Annotated in this window: 18 protein-coding genes; 6 read left to right on the top strand and 12 right to left on the bottom strand. The window is 66.0% G+C overall.

Going from position 1 to position 18,491, the window contains the following annotated elements; all coding sequences use genetic code 11:
- Positions 1-94: 94 nt before the first annotated feature.
- Entirely contained in the window at positions 95-937 is an 843-nt protein-coding gene (locus ABW18_RS02440; protein ID WP_049697369.1) for a thioesterase family protein, read from the top strand.
- Positions 938-962: 25 nt separating this feature from the next.
- On the opposite strand, the gene hisG is transcribed toward ABW18_RS02440, so the two are convergent.
- The 4 genes from hisG to ABW18_RS02420 all read right to left on the bottom strand — a co-directional run bounded on the left by hisG (position 963) and on the right by ABW18_RS02420 (position 4,521).
- Positions 963-1,808, bottom strand: coding sequence for an ATP phosphoribosyltransferase (hisG, locus tag ABW18_RS02435; protein WP_049697531.1), 846 nt, complete (start codon positions 1,806-1,808; stop codon positions 963-965).
- A gap of 74 nt (positions 1,809-1,882) precedes the next feature.
- On the bottom strand, positions 1,883-2,164 hold the full coding sequence (locus tag ABW18_RS02430) for a phosphoribosyl-ATP diphosphatase (protein ID WP_197494490.1): 282 nt from the start codon (positions 2,162-2,164) through the stop codon (positions 1,883-1,885).
- Positions 2,165-2,202: 38 nt separating this feature from the next.
- Positions 2,203-2,877, bottom strand: coding sequence for an HAD family hydrolase (locus tag ABW18_RS02425; RefSeq protein ID WP_049697368.1), 675 nt, complete (start codon positions 2,875-2,877; stop codon positions 2,203-2,205).
- A gap of 51 nt (positions 2,878-2,928) precedes the next feature.
- A complete protein-coding gene (locus ABW18_RS02420) occupies positions 2,929-4,521 on the bottom strand; it encodes a membrane protein (RefSeq protein ID WP_049697367.1) in 1,593 nt (530 codons plus the stop codon).
- 152 nt (positions 4,522-4,673) lie between these two features.
- On the opposite strand from ABW18_RS02420, the gene ABW18_RS02415 reads away from it, so the two are divergent.
- Positions 4,674-5,612 (top strand): manganese-dependent inorganic pyrophosphatase, encoded by a 939-nt coding sequence (locus ABW18_RS02415; protein ID WP_049697366.1) that lies wholly within the window; start codon positions 4,674-4,676, stop codon positions 5,610-5,612.
- Positions 5,613-5,621: 9 nt separating this feature from the next.
- Here the strand turns inward: ABW18_RS02415 and metH are convergent, their stop codons facing one another.
- Positions 5,622-9,206 carry a methionine synthase gene (gene metH, locus ABW18_RS02410; protein WP_049697365.1) on the bottom strand — a complete coding sequence of 1,195 codons (3,585 nt, stop codon included), beginning with the start codon at positions 9,204-9,206 and terminating at the stop codon, positions 5,622-5,624.
- 51 nt (positions 9,207-9,257) lie between these two features.
- Between metH and ABW18_RS02405 the strand changes: the two genes are divergently transcribed.
- Entirely contained in the window at positions 9,258-10,136 is an 879-nt protein-coding gene (locus ABW18_RS02405) for a PAC2 family protein (RefSeq protein WP_049697364.1), read from the top strand.
- 45 nt (positions 10,137-10,181) lie between these two features.
- On the opposite strand, the gene ABW18_RS02400 is transcribed toward ABW18_RS02405, so the two are convergent.
- From ABW18_RS02400 to ABW18_RS02375, 6 genes are all read right to left on the bottom strand, one after another.
- A complete protein-coding gene (locus ABW18_RS02400; RefSeq protein ID WP_005202917.1) occupies positions 10,182-10,490 on the bottom strand; it encodes a hypothetical protein in 309 nt (102 codons plus the stop codon).
- 48 nt (positions 10,491-10,538) lie between these two features.
- Positions 10,539-11,792 carry a cysteine--1-D-myo-inosityl 2-amino-2-deoxy-alpha-D-glucopyranoside ligase gene (gene mshC, locus ABW18_RS02395; protein WP_049697363.1) on the bottom strand — a complete coding sequence of 418 codons (1,254 nt, stop codon included), beginning with the start codon at positions 11,790-11,792 and terminating at the stop codon, positions 10,539-10,541.
- Between the two features lie 72 nt (positions 11,793-11,864).
- Positions 11,865-12,722 carry an SCO1664 family protein gene (locus ABW18_RS02390; RefSeq protein ID WP_049697362.1) on the bottom strand — a complete coding sequence of 286 codons (858 nt, stop codon included), beginning with the start codon at positions 12,720-12,722 and terminating at the stop codon, positions 11,865-11,867.
- Positions 12,723-12,727: 5 nt separating this feature from the next.
- A complete protein-coding gene (locus tag ABW18_RS02385) occupies positions 12,728-13,426 on the bottom strand; it encodes a DUF3090 domain-containing protein (RefSeq protein ID WP_049697361.1) in 699 nt (232 codons plus the stop codon).
- 25 nt (positions 13,427-13,451) lie between these two features.
- Positions 13,452-14,234 carry an MSMEG_4193 family putative phosphomutase gene (locus ABW18_RS02380; RefSeq protein WP_049697360.1) on the bottom strand — a complete coding sequence of 261 codons (783 nt, stop codon included), beginning with the start codon at positions 14,232-14,234 and terminating at the stop codon, positions 13,452-13,454.
- A 56-nt stretch (positions 14,235-14,290) separates the two neighbouring features.
- Entirely contained in the window at positions 14,291-15,133 is an 843-nt protein-coding gene (locus ABW18_RS02375; RefSeq protein ID WP_049697529.1) for an undecaprenyl-diphosphate phosphatase, read from the bottom strand.
- A gap of 116 nt (positions 15,134-15,249) precedes the next feature.
- Here ABW18_RS02375 and ABW18_RS02370 point away from each other — a divergent pair, with 116 nt between their 5' ends.
- The 3 genes from ABW18_RS02370 to ABW18_RS02360 are packed head-to-tail and all read left to right on the top strand — an operon-like array spanning position 15,250 to position 17,770.
- Entirely contained in the window at positions 15,250-16,368 is a 1,119-nt protein-coding gene (locus ABW18_RS02370; protein WP_152929981.1) for a YncE family protein, read from the top strand.
- Positions 16,368-16,673, top strand: a complete 306-nt coding sequence (locus ABW18_RS02365) for a DUF5703 family protein (RefSeq protein ID WP_049697358.1) — start codon at positions 16,368-16,370, stop codon at positions 16,671-16,673. The genes ABW18_RS02370 and ABW18_RS02365 overlap by 1 nt, the downstream gene beginning before the upstream one ends.
- Positions 16,667-17,770: a quinone-dependent dihydroorotate dehydrogenase gene (locus ABW18_RS02360; protein ID WP_049697357.1), complete on the top strand. Its 1,104-nt coding sequence runs from the start codon at positions 16,667-16,669 to the stop codon at positions 17,768-17,770. The genes ABW18_RS02365 and ABW18_RS02360 overlap by 7 nt, the downstream gene beginning before the upstream one ends.
- Before the next feature lie 8 nt (positions 17,771-17,778).
- On the opposite strand, the gene ABW18_RS02355 is transcribed toward ABW18_RS02360, so the two are convergent.
- Positions 17,779-18,324 (bottom strand): YbhB/YbcL family Raf kinase inhibitor-like protein, encoded by a 546-nt coding sequence (locus tag ABW18_RS02355; RefSeq protein WP_049697356.1) that lies wholly within the window; start codon positions 18,322-18,324, stop codon positions 17,779-17,781.
- Positions 18,325-18,491: the final 167 nt, after the last annotated feature.

Raw genomic sequence — 18,491 nt, 5'->3', positions numbered from 1 at the left:
TAGCGATTTGGTCTAAACGTAGGAATGAAAGCGTCCGATCGGATGACACCGACCTGATCGGGGGCTTGAGGTTCACGTGATCTAGGGTCGGGCCGTGGAGAGTTGCTACTACGAACGCGTCGACGACATCCCGAACACCGACGACGACGCTGACGACTTCGAGTACTTCTCACCCACGTCCGCAACCCTGAGTGTGTGGGCCTCCGACATCCAGCACGGAGGACCTCCCGCGGGTCTGTTGATGCGCAGTCTCCTACGGTGCGCGCCGAATCCCACGCAAGAGTTCACCCGGGTGACGACCGAGATCCTCGGGCCGATAGGTTTGGGACTCAATCGGGTCCGCGCGAGGGCGGTTCGCCCCGGACGACAGATTGCGCTGATCGAAGCCGACCTGGAGGTCAGGCAGCCCGACGGTACATATCGCCTGGCGGCACAGAGTATCGGGTGGCGCATGCGCACAACGGATTCGGCAGCGATCACCCACGCGCCGCGCGAACCGCTGCCGTCGCCGGAGACACTGCCCGTGGTTCGTGGTGTCACCGCAAACAGCGACCTCGGCGTCGACTGGGGCACCGTCGGCTTCATCGGGACGACGGAGACCGCGGCGACGCCGGGATTGCACGGCCAGACACCCGCGGTGTGGATCAAGCCCTCGATCGACCTGGTGGAAGGCGAGACCATGTCGAATATGGAGTCGGTCTTCACTGTTATCGACGTGGCGAACGGACTCGGAACGACGCTGCGACCCGACGAGTGGACCTGGATGAACACCGACACCACGGTGCACCTCGTCGGCCAACCGTCGACGCCGTGGCTTGGCATCGATGCCGACATGGCCGCGGGCAGCCACGGCTACGGCGCCACATTCGCCGATCTCTACGACGTCAGGGGCTTCTTGGGCCGCTCGGCCCAGACGGTGCTACTCGTTCCGCGCTGAGCGTTTCTCGGGTTTCCGCCAGACGTCAGAAGCGGCAGGACCGGATGTCCGACGCGAGGATCGCGCGCGCACCCAGCTCCGAGAGCTCGTCCATCAGGTTCTGGTGATCGCGACGCGGCACCATTGCGCGTACGGCCGCCCACTCCGGATCGGCCATCGGAGCGACGGTCGGCGACTCGAGGCCGGGAGTGATGGCGGTCGCCTGCTCCAACAGCGATCGAGGGCAGTCGTAATCGATCATCACGTACTGCTGTCCGAACACCACGCCCTGCACTCGCTTGATGAACTGCGTGGCGCGCTTGTCGGGGTCGACGCCGGCACGGCTGATCAGGACACCTTCGGAGTCGCAGAGCGATTCGCCGAACGCCTCGAGGCCGTGCTGTCGCAGAGTCCGTCCGGATCCGACGACGTCGGCGATCGCGTCGGCGACCCCGAGCTGGATGGAGATCTCGACCGCACCGTCGAGGCGGATGATCTCGGCCGTCATCCCCCGCGACGCGAGGTCGTCGCGCACCAGGTTCGGATACGACGTCGCGATACGCTTGCCTGCCAGATCGTCGACGCTCCACTTCTGGCCTGCGGGAGCCGCATAGCGGAAGGTCGAGGACCCGAAGCCCATCGCGAGCTCTTCGTCGACCTGGGCACCCGAGTCACGAGCGAGATCACGCCCGGTGATGCCGAGATCAAGTGTGCCCGCGCCGACGTAGATGGCGACGTCTTTGGGTCGGAGAAAGAAGAACTCGACGTCGTTGTTGATGTCGAGGACGGTGAGATCCTTCGAGTCGGATCGCTTTCGGTAGCCGGCCTCGGCCAGCACGGCGGCCGCGGACTCGGAAAGGGCACCTTTGTTGGGGACTGCAACGCGCAGCATGGTCACTCCAGGGGATGTCGATGAATCGTCTGTGGTCTGTAGGTCGGGCGGGCCGGGACCGAATCGGTCACGGCCTACAGATGGCGGTAGACATCCTCGAGTGAGAGGCCCCGTTTGATCATCATCACCTGCAACCAGTAGAGAAGCTGCGAGATCTCCTCGCCGAGCGACTCGTCGGATTCGTATTCGGCGGCCAACCACACCTCGCCGGCCTCTTCGATGATCTTCTTGCCCAGTGTGTGCACGCCGGAGTCGAGTGCGGCGACGGTGCCACTGCCCGCGGGACGCGTGGTCGCCTTGTCGGTCAGCTCCGCGAACAACTCATCGAAGGTCTTCACGGGTGTCGATTGTCCCATGCGCGCACATGGGATCGACTCACGGGATCGCCGAACGACTAGTCGTGCCGTGCGAGATCGAGGATCGTCAGACCGTCGAGGCTGCGTCGAAAGCGGCGTCGAGGACCCTGCGGGACGTCGGCGGCCGACGGCACGACGATCGTCGTGCACCCGGCGGCGACCGCCGACTGCGTTCCGGTCGGCGAATCTTCTACGGCGACACACTGGCTGGCTTCGACGCCGAGTAGTGCCGCCGCCCGCAGATAGGGATCCGGCGCCGGCTTGCCGTGCTCCACTTCATCGCCGCACACGGTGACCGTGAAGAAGTGCGGACCGATCGTGTCGAGCGCCTGATCGGTCAGCTCGCGCACGGTGTTGGTGACCAGCGCCATGGGGATACCGGCGGCGGCGATGGTCGTCAGCGCCTCGAACGCGCCCGGTCGCCACGGCAGATCGACTGCGAACAGTTGCGCCACCCGATCGAGCAGCCATCGCTCGTCGGCTGCATGGTCACGCTCGTCGACGGGCACGCCGGAAGCGTCGAAGACCTTGGTCAGCGCGTCGGTCATGGAGTTGCCGAGCGTCGACTCCCGTAGCTCCGGCGTCATCGCGTAGCCGTGACGTTCGGAGAGTTCGGCGACGGCGATGTCCCACAGCTTCTCGGAGTCGAGCAGCGTGCCGTCCATGTCCCAGAGGACCGCGGCCGGACGGGCTGGTTCTGTCGAGGTCGTCACCCGAGAATCATCGCCGATGCGGACAACGCGCAGCTAATCCGGTGATTCGGCTCACGTGGCGGCGTCGTCGTGCACGGGGCGAGGGGCCGGGCGTCTGACGGTGTCGACGACGCTGATCACCAGTCCCAGCACAGCCGCGGCCATCAGGGAGGCGTAGACCGTCAGCGCGGTATCACCCCGGCCCGATGTGTAGCCACCGCTTCCGCCATGTCCATCCGGTCGACCTGGCCCGCTTTGTTCGCCGCGTCCACCCGGTCGGCCCGGTCGGCCCGGTCCGCCCGGACCGGCTTGTTGGCCGGTAGGTGACTGCCCGGCGGGTTGTCCGGACGGCTGTCCCCCAGGTTGTCCGGAGGGCTGTCCGGCACCACCGCTGTTGCCGTGGAACTGCCTGGTCATGCCGTGGCCCTGATCGCCGGACAGTGACGAGTGGTAGACGCCGATCGCCGACGCCTGGATCAGGAACGGCACCGCGATGAACCAGAGCGGCAGGTAGAACGCGGCGATCACGCTGAGAATCTCGACGGTGTAGAAGTATCGGTCGTGCATCGCGGGCAAGAGGAACGGCACGATGGCAGCACTCGCCGTTGCCATCACGAGGATCGAGGCAGGTGTGACGGCCGGCTTCTTCCACAACGACCAGGCCAGGAACACCACGATCACCAGCGCGGCCAGCCCGATACCGAGATGTGCCAGCCAGGTGGCGTCTCCCGAGATCGGAATGAGCTGATACAGGTTCGCGGCGCCGAGCGTGAGCTGCTTGTACGAGTCGGTCTGGTTCAGGTACACCGAGAGCGCTGTCGACCACGACGCGCCCGCCACCACCGCGGGAATGTCGAGCAGCACGTAGACGGCCGGTATCGCCAGCAGGGCATACCAGGGGATGCGACGGCGAACGAGCAACCACAACACCACCGGCAACACGAAGATCGCCTGCAGTTTGAAGCTGATCGCCAGGCCGAAGAACACACACGCGACCACGGAGTTCGACACGTACGGATTCCACGCACGCACATCCCACGCAGGCCGATTCCCGACGTGCGCCTGTCGCTCAGAATCGACTCCGGAAGTATCGCCCCGACGAGTATCGCTGCCTTGAGCGCGCAGCAGGAAGTAGATCCCCGCCACCACGCACGCGGTGTAGATGGCGTCGGCCTGCCCCCACCAGGCGCTGTTCATGATCACCGACGGCAGGAGGAACACGACACCAAACGCCAACGCGGGCAACCAGAATCGATCCGTCCGCAGGGCGACGATCCGGTACGCCAAGCTCGCCAGCGCGACGTCGAAGATGATCGACAGCGCCTTGATGCCGATCAGTGACGGCACGTGCAGCACGGTGAGGAGCCAGATCAGATAGAGGTAGGGATAGTTGTAGTCGGCGAACTGCTCACGGAACGCGCTGAACCCCTGCTCGTCGAGAGTGTCGTACCAGCGGCTCAAGAAGTTCTGGTAGTCCATCGTCTGGCGGTCGAGGAAGTACCACCGCACACCAAGACCCACCGCCAGCACAGCCCACAGCACACCCCATCGCACCCACCGTGGCACCGCGTCGCGCGGGGTCGGGTCGGGCTGTGCGACGGTTCCGCCGGAGACAGGTGTCTGTGGACGTGCGGGAGGGCTTGCGGAAGTGAGAGTCGACGACATGGTCCCCACTGTGACCGGCGAAGCTGGGAGGTCGGTGGAAAGAGACTGTCTGGTTCACGCCAGTGGATTCACCCCGGATGAGCTCGCTCGGGACGGAGTGACCGTAATGTCGGCAGAGAGCACCGACATCACCGAGCAGCCCCGGAGGAGTCATGTCGAAGGTCTTCGTCTTCGGACACCGCAACCCCGACACCGATGCCATCGCGTCGGCGATCGCGATGGCGCATCTCGAGCGCTCGCTCGATCCGACACTCGACGTCGAGGCGGTGGCTCTCGGTTCGCCGGGGCCCGAAACCCGCTATGCGCTGGATCATTTCGGGGTTGAGGCGCCGCGAGCGATCGAGCGTGCACGACCCGAGGCAGACGGTGTGATGCTCGTCGACCACAACGAACGTCAGCAGAGTGTCGCCGATCTCGCCGACGTGACCATCCACAAGGTCGTCGATCATCACCGGATCGCCAACTTCGAGACCGCTGCTCCGCTCTGGTTTCGCGCCGAGCCCGTCGGCTGCACGTGCACGATCCTGCACCGGATGTTCGGCGAGAACGACCTCACACCGCCACGAGACGTCGCCGGACTGATGGTGTCGGCGATCATCTCCGACACACTTCTGCTGCACTCGCCGACGACCACCGACCTCGATCGAGCTGCGGCAACCGAACTCGCCGAGCGCGCCGGAATCGACCTCGACGACTATGGCACCGAGCTACTCCGCGCGGGCTCCGACGTCGGCGACGCGTCGGCGGCCGAACTCATCGACCGCGACGCCAAGAGCTACACCATGGGGTCGACGACAGTCCGCGTCGCACAGATCAACACCGTCGACGTCGACAGTCTGCTCGCACGCCGCGACGAGTTCCTCGCCGCGATGGATGCCGAAGCGCGACAACAGGGATACGACCTGTTCCTCCTGTTGCTCACCGACGTGCTGAAGGTCGACTCCGACCTACTCGTCGTGGGCTCGCCTGTCGAGGCTGTCGAGAAGGCGCTTGGCGTCACCGTCCGCGACGGCCACGCCAAAGCGCCCGGGATCGTCTCCAGGAAGAAGCAGATCGTCCCGCAGCTGACCGAGGTACTGCGCGCCACGTGACGCGCATGCTCAGACGTTGAAGTACTTGGCCTCCGGGTGGTGCAGAACAAAGGCGTCCGTCGACTGCTCGGGATGAAGCTGCAACTCCTCCGACAGTTCGACGCCGATGCGTTCCGGTTCGAGCAACTTCATCATCGTGATGCGGTCTTCGAGGTTCGGGCACGCGCCATAGCCGAACGAGAAGCGCGCACCGCGATACTCAAGGTCGAAGAAGCCCTGGGCCGCGTCGGGATCCTCGGACCCGAATGACTTGTCCCCCACCGTCAGTTCGCTGCGCACCCGCTGGTGCCAGTACTCGGCCAACGCCTCCGTCAACTGCACTCCGATGCCGTGGACCTCGAGGTAGTCGCGGTACGCGTCGTCGGCGAAGAGCTTGTTGGCGAAGTCGGCGATCGGCTGGCCCATCGTGACGAGTTGGAACGGCAGCACGTCGACTTGTCCGGTGGCGATGGCGTCGTCGCGCGAGCGGATGAAGTCGGCGATGCACAGGAACTTCGGCCGCTGCTGGCGTGGGAACGAGAAGCTGTACCGCACAGGGGCATCCGGGCGGGGCTCGGTGAGCACATGCACGGTGTCGCCCTCGCTGACCGCCGGGAAATACCCGTACACCACGGCCGCGTGCTGCAGGATGCCCTCGGTCGACAACCGATCGATCCAGTAGCGAAGCCGCGGACGACCTTCTGTTTCGACAAGCTCTTCGTACGACGGCCCGTCGCCGCCGCGCGCTCCGCGCAGACCCCATTGGCCGAGGAAAAGAGCGCGCTCGTCGAGCAGTTGGCGGTACTCGGCGACAGGTACGCCCTTGATGATCCGAGTCCCCCAGAACGGTGGCGTCGGAACGTCGTTGTCGGCGGCCACATCCGAGCGTGCGGGCACCTCGATCGGAGTCTCCGCGGCCTTGCGCTTGGCAGCGATGCGCTTCGATCGTTCGTGCCGTGCCTTGCGCTCGGCGGCCTTCTGGGCTGCGGCGATCGAGTCGGCGCTCTCGGGCACCGATCCCCCACCACGTTTGAGCGCCATGATGTCGTCCATCAGGCGCAGACCCTCGAAGGCATCACGCGCGTAGTGCACGTCGCCCTCGTAGGCTTCCGACAGATCGTTCTCGACGTACGACCGTGTCAGCGCCGCTCCGCCGAGGAGGACGGGATAGTTGTCCGCCAGCCCTCGAGCGTTGATCTCCTCGAGGTTCTCCTTCATGACGACGGTCGACTTCACCAGCAGCCCCGACATGCCGATCACGTCGGCACGCTTGTCCTCGGCCACCTCGAGGATCGTCGAAATCGGTTGCTTGATACCGATGTTCACGACCTCGTAGCCGTTGTTGCTCAGGATGATGTCGACGAGGTTCTTGCCGATGTCGTGGACGTCGCCCTTCACGGTGGCGAGCACGATGCGTCCCTTGCCGTCCTCGCCGGTGGCCTCCATGTGCGGCTCGAGATGTGCCACAGCGGTTTTCATGACCTCGGCAGACTGCAACACGAATGGCAGCTGCATCTGGCCGGATCCGAACAGCTCGCCGACGGTCTTCATGCCGGATAGGAGCGTCTCGTTGATGATCTCCAGCGGCGGCTTCTGCGTCATCGCCTCGTCGAGGTCTGCCTCGAGTCCGTTGCGCTCCCCGTCGACGATGCGACGCTCGAGTCGCTCGAACAGCGGAAGCCGGTTCAGTTCTGCCGCACGGGTTTCGCGGGCCGACGCCGCCGAGACGCCCTCGAAGAGCTCCATGAGCTTTTGCAGCGGATCGTATCCGTCGCGTCGACGGTCGTAGATCAGGTCGAGCGCCACGTCGCGCTGCTCGTCGGGGATGCGAGCCATCGGCAGGATCTTCGACGCGTGCACGATCGCGGTGTCGAGACCCGCCTGCACGCATTCGTGCAGGAAGACCGAGTTGAGCACCTGGCGCGCAGCGGGATTCAGCCCGAAGGAGATGTTGGAGATGCCCAGGGTGAAGTGCACGTCCGGATGTGCCTCGTGCAGCCGACGGATGGCCTCGATGGTCTCGATGCCGTCCTTGCGGACCTCCTCCTGACCCGTCGAGATCGGGAACGTCAGCGTGTCGAGGATGATGTCCTCTTCGGCGAGGCCCCAGTTGTCGGTGATATCGGCGATGAGCCGCTCTGCGACACGGACTTTCCAGTCCGCGGTACGCGCCTGACCTTCTTCGTCGATCGTCAGTGCCACCACAGCGGCACCATGTTCGACGGCGAGCCGCATGATGCGTGCGAATCGCGAATCGGGTCCGTCGCCGTCCTCGTAGTTGACGGAGTTGACCGCACACCGACCGCCAAGCGTCTCGAGTCCTGCGCGGATCACCTCCGGCTCGGTGGAGTCGAGCATGATCGGCAGCGTCGACGACGTCGCGAAACGGCTGGCGAGCGCTGTCATGTCCGCTGCGCCGTCGCGGCCGACGTAGTCGACGTTGAGGTCGAGCATGTGCGCGCCGTCGCGGGTCTGATCCTTGGCGATGTCGAGACACTTTTGATAGTCCTCGGCGAGCATCGCCTCGCGGAAAGCCTTGGAACCGTTGGAGTTGGTGCGCTCGCCGATCACCAGGAAGCTGGCGTCCTGGTCGAAGGGCACCGCGGTGTACAGCGACGACGTCTCCGACTCGTGCTGCGGGGTCCGCTTCGCTTTGGTCACGCCGCCGACCGCGGCCGCGACCTCACGGATGTGATCGGGCGTGGTGCCGCAGCAACCGCCGACGAAGGAGAGCCCGAATTCACCGACGAACGTCGCCAATGATTCCGCGAGCGCGTCGGGCTGCAACGGGTAGACGGCGCCGTTGGGGCCGAGTTCGGGGAGTCCTGCGTTGGGCATGACGGAGACCGGGATGGTGGCGTGCCGCGACAGGTACCGCAGATGCTCACTCATCTCGGCCGGCCCGGTGGCGCAGTTGAGTCCGATCATGTCGACGCCCAGCGGCTCGATGGCGGTGAGCGCCGCGCCGATCTCGGAACCGAGCAGCATGGTGCCCGTGGTCTCGACCGTGACGTGGGAGATGATCGGAATGCGACGCCCAAGCTGGGCCATCGCCCGCTTGGCGGCCAGCACGGCAGCCTTCACCTGCAGCAGATCCTGCGAGGTCTCCACGAGGATTGCGTCGGCGCCGCCGTCGAGCATGCCTGCGACACATTCGAAGTAGGCGTCGCGGATGGCCTCGAACGTGGTGTGGCCGAGGCTCGGCAGCTTGGTGCCGGGGCCGATCGATCCGAGAACATAACGTCCGGTGCCGTCACTCGACGGCCCCATCTCGTCGGCGACGCCACGGGCGATGGAGGTGCCCTTGAAAGAGAGTTCGCGGATGCGGTCGGCGATGTCGTAGTCGCCGAGATTCGAGAGGTTGCAGCCGAACGTGTTGGTCTCGACAGCGTCGGCGCCCGCCTCGAAGTAGGCGCGGTGGATATCTGCGAGAACGTCGGGGCGGGTGTCGTTGAGGATTTCGTTGCAACCCTCGAGGTTGTTGAAATCGTCGAGCGTCAAATCCGCGGCCTGCAACATGGTGCCCATCGCCCCATCGCCGATCAATACTCGACGCGACATGTCCGTGAGGAACGTCGTGTCGAAGTCGGTGGCGGTACGGGAGGGGTTGGACATGGTTCTCAGCGTAGTTCGCTCTCTCTTGTGATCAGGTCGTAGGCTGGTTCAGTGAACGCAGAGCAGTTGTCGAACCTTCCCCGGTTGCGCCGGCCGATCCTGCTGGCTGCCTTCGAGGGCTGGAACGACGCCGGAGACGCGGCCAGCAGTGCCGTCGAGCATCTCGCGCTGACCTGGGACGCGCGCCCCCTCGTCGACATCGATGCCGACGACTATTACGACTTCCAGGTCAATCGGCCCACGGTGAAGCAAATCGACGGAGTCACCCGCCGAATCGACTGGCCGACGACATCCATCTCCTACTGCAGCCCCGAGGGAGCCGACCGTGACATCGTACTGGTGCGCGGAATCGAACCCAACATGCGCTGGCGCGCGTTCTGCGCCGAGATCGTCGACCTCGCGCACGAGCTGGGTGTGGAGACGACAGTGATGCTCGGTGCGTTGCTCGCCGACACTCCCCATACCCGTCCGGTCCCGGTGACCGGAAGCGCCTACAGCAGCGAAGCGGCCGAGCGCTATAACCTCGCCGAGAACCGCTACGAGGGCCCGACGGGGATCACCGGGGTGCTGCAGGATCTGTTCGTGCAAGCGGGGCTGCCCGCGGTGTCGTTCTGGGCTGCGGTCCCGCACTATGTGTCGACGCCCCCGAACCCCAAGGCGACCGTCGCGCTGCTCAACAGGGTCGAAGAGGTCCTCGACATCGAGGTACCGCTCGGCACGCTGCCCGAGCAGGCCGAAGAGTGGGAGCAGGCGGTCACCGAGATGACCGAGGACGACGAGGAGATCGCCGACTACGTCCGAGGCCTCGAGGAGCGCGGTGACGCGGAACTCGATACCGACGAGGCGATGGCCAAGATCGACGGTGACGCGTTGGCCGCCGAATTCGAGCGGTACCTCAAGCGGCGTCGACCCGGTCCTTTCGGAGGCTGAGTTTCAGCGACTGGGTCGCTGTCCGACGGGCTGCTCGCTCGCCGGTCAGTCGATGCGTTCGATGGAGACGACCGGCGTCGTGATACGCCAGGTGCGTACGTCCGGGTCGTCGGCGGCGCGAACCCAGAACTGTGCGGATTCGCCCACTCGGCATGACTTCACACCGAGGAGCGGGATGTCTTCGGAGTCGCGACGCAGCCTGCTGACCGCCCACTCCTCGCTGTCGGTGCCTCCCACTCCCGGAGCCCGCAGCAGAGTCATGTCGTTGAAGTCGAGCAGATACGTCGAGGTCCGTGTGATCACGGTGTACACGCCGGATTCGGTGTTGGGTCGGATCTCCTGAACGCGGGCCACCCGGAGAACTCTACTAAGCTACGCCGCCGGCGTACGAATCGCGTCGGATCATCGTGTCGCGTGGCCTAATTCGACGCCGAGCAGTGCTTGGACGGCGGTGGCGACATCGCCGGGAGCGGTCGTCGACTGTCCGATTCCCTGCTCGACATCTCGGCACCACCCGTCGATGGCGGCAAGGGCCTTCGGTGTATCGAGGTCGTCGGCGAGATGCTCCCGAACGCGGGCGATGACGGGTGCGGCGTCCGGGCCGGTCGGTGCCGACGTGGCAGTTTGCCACCGGTGAAGACGTGCGCGGCCCTCGTCGAGAACGGCATCGCTCCACATGCGGTCGGCGCGGTAGTGCTCGGCGAGCAGCGCCAGCCGAATCGCCGCGGGATCCTCACCCGCACGGCGCAGCACCGACACGAACACGAGGTTTCCACGGCTCTTCGACATCTTCTCGCCGTCGAGTCCGACCATGCCGGTGTGCACGTAGTGGCGCGCAAAGCGCCTAGCGCCCGTATACGCCTCGCCATGCGCTGCGGAGAACTCGTGATGAGGGAAGATCAGGTCGTTTCCGCCACCCTGAATGTCGAATTCGACGCCGAGCCGGTTCAGCGCGATCGCCGAACACTCGACGTGCCAGCCGGGACGTCCCGGTCCGAACGGCGAATCCCACGACGGCTCGTCGGGGCGACGCGCCCGCCACAGGATGGGATCGAGGCGGTCACGTTTGCCCTGACGGTCGGGGTCGCCGCCCCGTTCGGCGAAGAACCGCTCCATCGTCGCCCGGTCGTACCCGGATTCGTAGCCGAACTGCTCGGTGGCATCCGCGCGGTAGTACACGTCGGGGAACTCGGGATCGTCGACGACGTACGCCGCGCCGGAGGCGAGGAGCTTGCCCACCATCTCGATGACCTCGTCGACGGATTCCATCGCACCGATGTAGTCGCGCGGCGGTAGGACGCTCAGCGCGGTCATGTCGTCGCGGAAGAGCTGAATCTGCTCGGAGCCCAGCGCACGCCAGTCGACGCCGTCGCGGGCCGCACGCTCGAACAGCGGGTCGTCGACGTCGGTGATGTTCTGCACGTAGTGCACCTCATGCCCCTGATCGCGCAGCACCCGGTTGACGATGTCGAAAGTGAGGTAGGTGGCCGCGTGACCGAGATGCGTTGCGTCGTAGGGCGTGATGCCACAGACGTACATGGTCGCGGTCGCGCCGGGCGAGACGGGTCGGACGGTGCGGCTCGAGGTGTCGTACAGGCGGAGCGCGGGTCCGGATCCGCCGACGGTGGGCACAGCCGGTTGGGGCCACGATTGCATATGTCCCACTGTATTGGCCGCTCTCAGACGGGTCCGAACAGGGCTGTCAGAACGGGCTGTCTGAATAGGTCGTCAGAACGGTGGCCAGGGAATGGGCCGGTGAGGCGGCGGCATGGGAAGCCTGCCGGATTCGGCGAGGATGATGGCGCGCAGGGCGAGTGCGTCGATCTCGTCGTCGGTGATGTGTGGGGCCAGTGCCGCGCGCAGCTGCGAGTCGTCGGACTCCAGGGCCTCGGCGAGCGTCGCGATATCGGCGATCAGGTGGCCGGGGATCTGATCACCCGCCCAGCCCCACAGCACCGTGCGCAGTTTGTCGTCGGTGTGCAGGCAGATGCCGTGGTCGACGCCGTAGACGTTGCCGTCGAGACCTTCGAGTACGTGTCCGCCCTTGCGGTCGGCGTTGTTGAGGATGACGTCGAGCACCGCCATCCGCAGCAGGCGCGGATCGTCGGCGTGGACGAGAACGACCTGCTCACCAAGTGGATCGAGCGCCCGCAGGATCGGCCGATAGTTGTCCGGGACGGTGTCGGGCGGGCACAGGTCCACGAGGTCGACGCGAGCCGCCGGGAGGTCGCCGGAGTCGGGATCGGGGGTGTCGATCCAGCGCTGGACCATTCCGGGGCCGAGCGGACCGTCGCGCATCACCGTCGTCGGGATCGTGTGCCAGCCGAGTGCCTCGGAGATCAGGTACGACGCCACCTCGCGCCCGGCCAGTGTGCCGTCGGGAAAGTCCCACAGCGGCACTTCGCCACGAATCGGTTTGTAGACACACCGAACGCTGCCGCCGGTGGACGGTGTTGCGTCGCAGACGAGGGTCGCGTTGCTCGCCGTCGGGATTCGGCCGACGATGACCAGTTCTCCCTCGCGGAGCGCATCATCTGAGGTGATGCCGCCCGTACCGGGCTCGCCTGCGGCCTCCCCCGGTTGCATCGGTGTCAATCCCGCCCCGGGCTGTCGGCGTCGGGTCCTTCTCCTGACTCGTCACCTTCGTCGTCTGTGTCGTAGAGACCCGAGTCATCGCCGAGCGACAGATCGCGGAACACCTCCGGGTCGACGAATTCGATCGATTTGCTCAGCTCTGCGTCGCGTTTGAAGCCGTTTGTGCGGACACAGAGGTGACCGGCGGGATCGAGAGGCTCGGCGCACAGCGGGCACGGCGGCCGCCCGGCGGAGATGACCCGCGACGATCGCGCGGCGAACTCGCGCGCGGCCTGCGTGGTGAGGAACACGCGGACGGCATCGGGACCCTCGTCGGTGTCGTCGAGGACGACGCTCTCGTCGAATTCACCCTCGGTGATGGCGAGCAGCTCCACGACGACGGCCTCGGACTCGGCATCCCAGCCGAGGCCCATGGTTCCGACCCGGAACTCGGCGTCGACCGGCATCACCAGGGGGCTGAGATCTCCGACGCGGTCGGACGGCGGTGGAATCGGGGTGCCGAACCTGCGATGGATCTCGTCGAGCAGAGCGCCGATCCGATCGGCGAGGATCTGCACCTGTTGCTTTTCGAGCATCACGCTGATGATGCGCGCCTCGTGGACAGCCTGGAGGTAGAACGTCCGGTCGCCCGGTTGTCCGACGGTACCGGCGACAAACCGGTCCGGGCTGCGGAAGACATGGATCGCTCGAGACATCACACCTCCTTTTCTCGTGTGTTCATTATCCGCGTCCGGCGGGAGCCTGTGCAGAAGTTGCCGGTCGCAGGGGGTTGTCGTCGACGCCGGTCTCGCCTCCGATGGTCGCGTCGTCCTCGGCTCCGGCGTCGTGGGAGGGGGCGTCGTGGCTCTTCTTCGGCGGGGGCGACGGTATCGAGATCACTGCGGTGTTGTTGACCGTCTGCACGTACGGGCGTGTCGCGCCGTAGCGGACGATGCTGATCGACGCCGGTTCGATGACGATCCGTTGGAAGGTGTCGAGGTGGGCACCCATCGCGTCGGAGATCACCGATTTGATCACGTCGCCGTGTGAGCACGCGACCCAGACTCCGGAGCCGTCCGGCCCCCCGAGTTCGCGGTCGAGCCTGCGTATCGCGGCAACGGCACGGGCCTGAACCTGAGACAGGCCCTCACCCTCAGGGAAGACGGCAGCCGACGGGTGCTGCTGCACCACCTTCCAGAGGGGCTCGGCGAGGAGGTCTTTGATCGGTCGGTTGGTCCAACTGCCGTAGTCGACCTCTGCGAGATCGTCGACGACCACCTCGGGAACCTGACGACCGGTCTGCTCGGTGATGGCTGCGAGCAACGGTGCAACGGTCTCACCACACCGTTGCAATGGTGAGCGAGCCACCGCGGTGATCTGCTCGACGCACGAGCCGAGTCGATTCACCAGTTCCGCCGCCTGCGAGCGTCCCTTGTCGTCGAGGGCGACGCCCGGCGTGCGGCCGGCCAGTACGCCCGAGGTATTGGCAACCGACCGGCCATGGCGAACCAGGATCACGGTCATCCCTCAACCATAGGCACTCGCGCCCGCTGCGGCACAGACGGCCGACACGGCGCAGGTCAGGTCGCGCTGATGACCCCGGCGGAAAGCAGACCGATCACGACGAGGCCGAGGGCCACGCGGTACACGCCGAACCAGTTGAGCGAGTGTCCGCTGACGAAGCGCAACAGCCAGGCGATGGAGATGTAGCCGACGACGAAGGAGATCAGTGTGGCCACCGCGAGTTGTGCGCCCGTGGCCTCCATACCGTCGCCCGAGGGGTGGAAGGCGTCGGGGAGACTGAACAGCCCGGAAGCGAGTACCGCGGGGATCGCGAGCAGAAACGAGAAGCGGAAGGCGGCCTCGCGCTCGAGCCCGAGGAACAGACCTGCGCTTGCCGTCGCACCCGAGCGTGACACGCCGGGCACCAGGGCGAGGCACTGCGCGAGACCCATGACGAGGCCGTCGCGCAGGGTGAGCTGCTCGATCGACCGCGACTGTGTTGCGACGCGTTCGGCGAGCCAGAACACTCCCGAGAACACGATCAGGACGATCGCGGTGATCCACAGGTTGCGCGCAGCGGTGCGGATCTCGTCCTTCAGCAAGAAGCCGATGATGCCGATCGGAATGGTCGCGAAGATCACGTACCAACCGATCCGGTAGTCGAGGTTGCGCTCGTGTTTGTTGAACAGTCCGCGGAACCAGGCGGTGATGATGCGGCCGATGTCGCGGGCGAAGAACACGAGAACCGCAGCCTCGGTTCCGAGTTGGATCACAGCGGTGAACGACGCTCCGGCGTCGCCACCGAACATCAGTTCCGAGGCGATGCGCAGGTGGGCCGACGATGAGATCGGAAGAAACTCGGTGAGGCCCTGGATGATTCCCAGCACGATCGCCTGGGCCCAGGTCATGGTCTCGGTCACGGGCGACGATGCTACCGGTCGTATGCGACGCGCGAGCGGCACACCGGATGTGATCCGGCGAACGGTCACGCTGACCTGTCGGCGGGCGACCGATGTGCGTCGCGCAAGATGGTTGCATGCGCTCACCCCGGCTTGTCGATACCGCTCACTCTGCTCGCCGACGTTCGGCGCCGGTCTGGGGTATCGCAACGATCGTGGTCGCGACGATGGTGCTGGCGGGCTGCGGATCGTCGGACGATGGCGGCGGCAAGAAGGAAACGGTGGCGCCCGCGACCGCAAGTGCCGCCCCCGCCGGACCTGCCGCCACGCCTGCGGGCACGGTTGTGCCGACGCCGCCGGGAAGCACGCAGCTGGCTCATTCGGGCAACTCGCTGGGTGTTCTGAGCAAAGACGGGACTTCAGTGCTCCGATTGTCGACGGAGGCGATCACCACTCCGCCGAGCACCGTCGCGGTACCCCGGCTCACACGATTGATCGGGGTCGGCGACGGCGCATTCGTCGGTGCGGGGCCGGAAACCCTGGTGCGCATCGCTCCCGACGGAGCCGTGACGTCAGCGCGAACCTCGGTGTCGGAGCCCACCGCGCTGGCTCGCACGACGGCCGGACAGATCCTGGTGGGCACGGCCAACGGTCACCTCGTGGTCTTCGACGCCGCATTCAAGCAGAGCCGCGATATCGGCGGATTCGTCGGTGTGGATCAGATCACCGTCTCCCCCGTCGGCGCCGACCTCCCTGACGAGCAGGTCGTCGTGCTCGACAAAGCGCAGTCGTCTGTCACCCCGGTCAACATCTCCACCGGCGAGTTCGGTGCGGCGCTACGCGCGGGCAACGGCGCCACCGAGGCGACCGTCGACCACTACGGGCGAATCCTGGTGGCAAACACACGCGACGACGAGATCGTCGGATTCTATGGAGCACCGCTGGTGATGCGATTCCGCTATCCCGTGCCGAACGGACCGTACGCCGTAGACTACGACGACACCCGCAATCTCCTTTGGGTGTCGACGACGGCGAACAACGAGGTGGTGGCGTATGACCTTGCCGGTGGTGAACCCGTCGAGAAGCATCGCTTCGCCGCGGTCGCCCAGCCCGACGCCCTCACCGTCGACGATGCGTCCGGCACCGTTTACGTGCTGTCGGCCCGCGACGGCGGCGTGCAGGTCGTCAGTCCGCCGTATACCCAAGGGGCACCTGTGAGCAGCCCCACTGCCGCGCCGGGCGAGGCGGGACGCTGATGTCGACGCCCGGTCATCACCGGCTCCCCCAGCATCACCGCACCAGCGCACGTATCGGTGCGCGCTATCCCCGCGGATGGGAAGTGACGTCCGAGGACTACGAGACGATGTTGATCAAGCTTCCACCGGACATCACCAGGGTGACGGCGTCGATGCGTCTGTCACTCGAAGCCGAGTTCGGGGGCTGGGAACTGTCGCGAGTTCGGCTGTATACCGATGGCACCCGAAAAGTGTTGCTACGACGCAAAAAACCGCCACGGGGCCGAAGTGGCGAGCAGTTCGGCGGAAGTGCCGAGGCATGCTGACCCGCGTCAACCGGGTCCTGTACCCGGTCGCGCTCAAGGCGATGTTCCTTCTCGCCCCCGAGCGCATCCACTCGATCATCATGGCGTCGATACGCACCACCAGCAGGCTGGGCATCGCGCGGACCCTCCTCGCGCGACTATTCACCGTTCCCGACCCGGTGCTGCGCCAAGAGGTCTTCGGTGTCACCTTCCCGGCGCCCCTGGGACTGGCAGCAGGTTTCGACAAGTCGGCCGCAGCGGCCGACGCGTGGGGGCTTCTCGGCTTCGGGTACGCCGAGGTCGGCACCGTCACCGGCCAGGCCCAGCCGGGCAATCCGCCACCGCGGCTGTTCCGGCTCCCCGCCGACCGTGCGCTGATCAACCGCATGGGATTCAACAATCCCGGCGCGGTGGCAGCGGCTGACAATCTCCTGGCGGCCAAGGGGCGGGGTATCCCCGGTCCGATCGGTGCCAACATCGGCAAGACCAAGGTGGTGCCGCTCGACGGCGCCGTGGACAACTACCGGGTCTCGGCTCGACTACTGGGCCCACACGCCGATTTCGTGGTGGTCAACGTGAGTTCGCCGAACACCCCGGGGCTTCGCGACCTCCAGGCCGTCGACTCACTGCGGCCGATCCTCGCCGCGGTACTCGACGAGGTGTCGGTACCGGTACTCGTCAAGATCGCCCCCGACCTCGCCGACGCCGACATCGACGCGGTTGCCGATCTGGCCGTCGAACTCGGACTGGCGGGCATCGTCGCGACGAATACGACGATCTCGCGTGACGGACTCACCACTCCGGCAGACGAGGTCGAGGCGATGGGTGCGGGCGGACTTTCCGGCGCACCGCTCGCCGATCGGTCGCTGGAGGTGTTGCGCCGCTTGTACTCTCGCGTCGGCGGCAAGCTCGCCCTGATCAGCGTCGGCGGTATCGAGACGCCCGATCAGGCATGGGAGCGCATCTGCGCGGGCGCCGATCTGTTGCAGACCTACACCGGCTTCATCTACGGGGGGCCGGTGCGACTACGCGAGATCCATGAGGGACTCGCAGCCCGCGTGCGCGCCGCCGGATGGAACAACATCTCCGAGGCGGTCGGCAGCGCGGCACGCGGCTGATCGTCGAGTCAGACGTTCTCGGCGGGCTGTTCGTACGTCCCGATGATGCGCGCGCGTCCGATCGCGTGCGAGAACAGGTTGAATCCGAGGTACGCCGGCGTCGCGTTCTCGGGCAATTCGAGCGACTCGACGTCGACGGCGTGCACGACGATCATGTACCGGTGCGGGCCGTGTCCGGGCGGCGGCGCAGCTCCGACGAACCGCTTGAGCGAGGCGTCGTTGGCCAGGGTGACCGCTCCCGCGGGAAGACCACTCCCGTTCTCATCGCCTGCATCCTCGGCGAGACTCGTCACCGATGCAGGGATGTCGGCGACGGCCCAGTGCCAAAAACCTGCGGCAGTCGGAGCGTCGGGGTCGTAGACCGTCACAGCGAAACTCTTTGTCTCCGAGGGAAATCCAGACCACGAGAGCTGTGGTGAGGCGTCGGCGCCGCCCGCGCCCATGATTCCGCTGACCTGCGGAGTTGCCAGCGGTGCGCCGTCGGCCACGCTCTCCGACGTCAGCGTGAACGTCGGCAGGTTCGGCAGGTCTGCGTAGGGGTCGTACGAGGTCATCGAACACCTTTCTCTCGCGAGTACGGCCGGTATGGCCGAGCGTGCTTGGACTCGTTCGCGAGTCTAATCCGCAGCGCTCGGAGCCCGAGATGCACTTTCACGTCCCGCCGTCGGAAGTTGTGTAGTAACTTTCAGTTGACCACTTGGTCAACTTTGGGAGCCGGGCA

The organism is Gordonia jacobaea (genome assembly GCF_001186365.1).
GTDB lineage: Bacteria > Actinomycetota > Actinomycetes > Mycobacteriales > Mycobacteriaceae > Gordonia > Gordonia jacobaea.
This window is presented reverse-complemented; position numbering and strand designations above follow the sequence as displayed.

What these genes read in the sequence shown, in the direction of transcription:
- hisG (WP_049697531.1), bottom strand. Translation starts at nt 1,808, where the DNA reads ATGCTGCGCGTTGCAGTCCCCAACAAAGGTGCCCTTTCCGAGTCCGCG.
- ABW18_RS02430 (WP_197494490.1), bottom strand. Translation starts at nt 2,164, where the DNA reads ATGGGACAATCGACACCCGTGAAGACCTTCGATGAGTTGTTCGCGGAG.
- ABW18_RS02420 (WP_049697367.1), bottom strand. Translation starts at nt 4,521, where the DNA reads ATGTCGTCGACTCTCACTTCCGCAAGCCCTCCCGCACGTCCACAGACA.
- ABW18_RS02415 (WP_049697366.1), top strand. Translation starts at nt 4,674, where the DNA reads ATGTCGAAGGTCTTCGTCTTCGGACACCGCAACCCCGACACCGATGCC.
- metH (WP_049697365.1), bottom strand. Translation starts at nt 9,206, where the DNA reads ATGTCCAACCCCTCCCGTACCGCCACCGACTTCGACACGACGTTCCTC.
- mshC (WP_049697363.1), bottom strand. Translation starts at nt 11,792, where the DNA reads ATGCAATCGTGGCCCCAACCGGCTGTGCCCACCGTCGGCGGATCCGGA.
- ABW18_RS02390 (WP_049697362.1), bottom strand. Translation starts at nt 12,722, where the DNA reads ATGCAACCGGGGGAGGCCGCAGGCGAGCCCGGTACGGGCGGCATCACC.
- ABW18_RS02385 (WP_049697361.1), bottom strand. Translation starts at nt 13,426, where the DNA reads ATGTCTCGAGCGATCCATGTCTTCCGCAGCCCGGACCGGTTTGTCGCC.
- ABW18_RS02380 (WP_049697360.1), bottom strand. Translation starts at nt 14,234, where the DNA reads ATGACCGTGATCCTGGTTCGCCATGGCCGGTCGGTTGCCAATACCTCG.
- ABW18_RS02370 (WP_152929981.1), top strand. Translation starts at nt 15,250, where the DNA reads ATGCGCTCACCCCGGCTTGTCGATACCGCTCACTCTGCTCGCCGACGT.
- ABW18_RS02365 (WP_049697358.1), top strand. Translation starts at nt 16,368, where the DNA reads ATGTCGACGCCCGGTCATCACCGGCTCCCCCAGCATCACCGCACCAGC.
- ABW18_RS02360 (WP_049697357.1), top strand. Translation starts at nt 16,667, where the DNA reads ATGCTGACCCGCGTCAACCGGGTCCTGTACCCGGTCGCGCTCAAGGCG.
- ABW18_RS02355 (WP_049697356.1), bottom strand. Translation starts at nt 18,324, where the DNA reads ATGACCTCGTACGACCCCTACGCAGACCTGCCGAACCTGCCGACGTTC.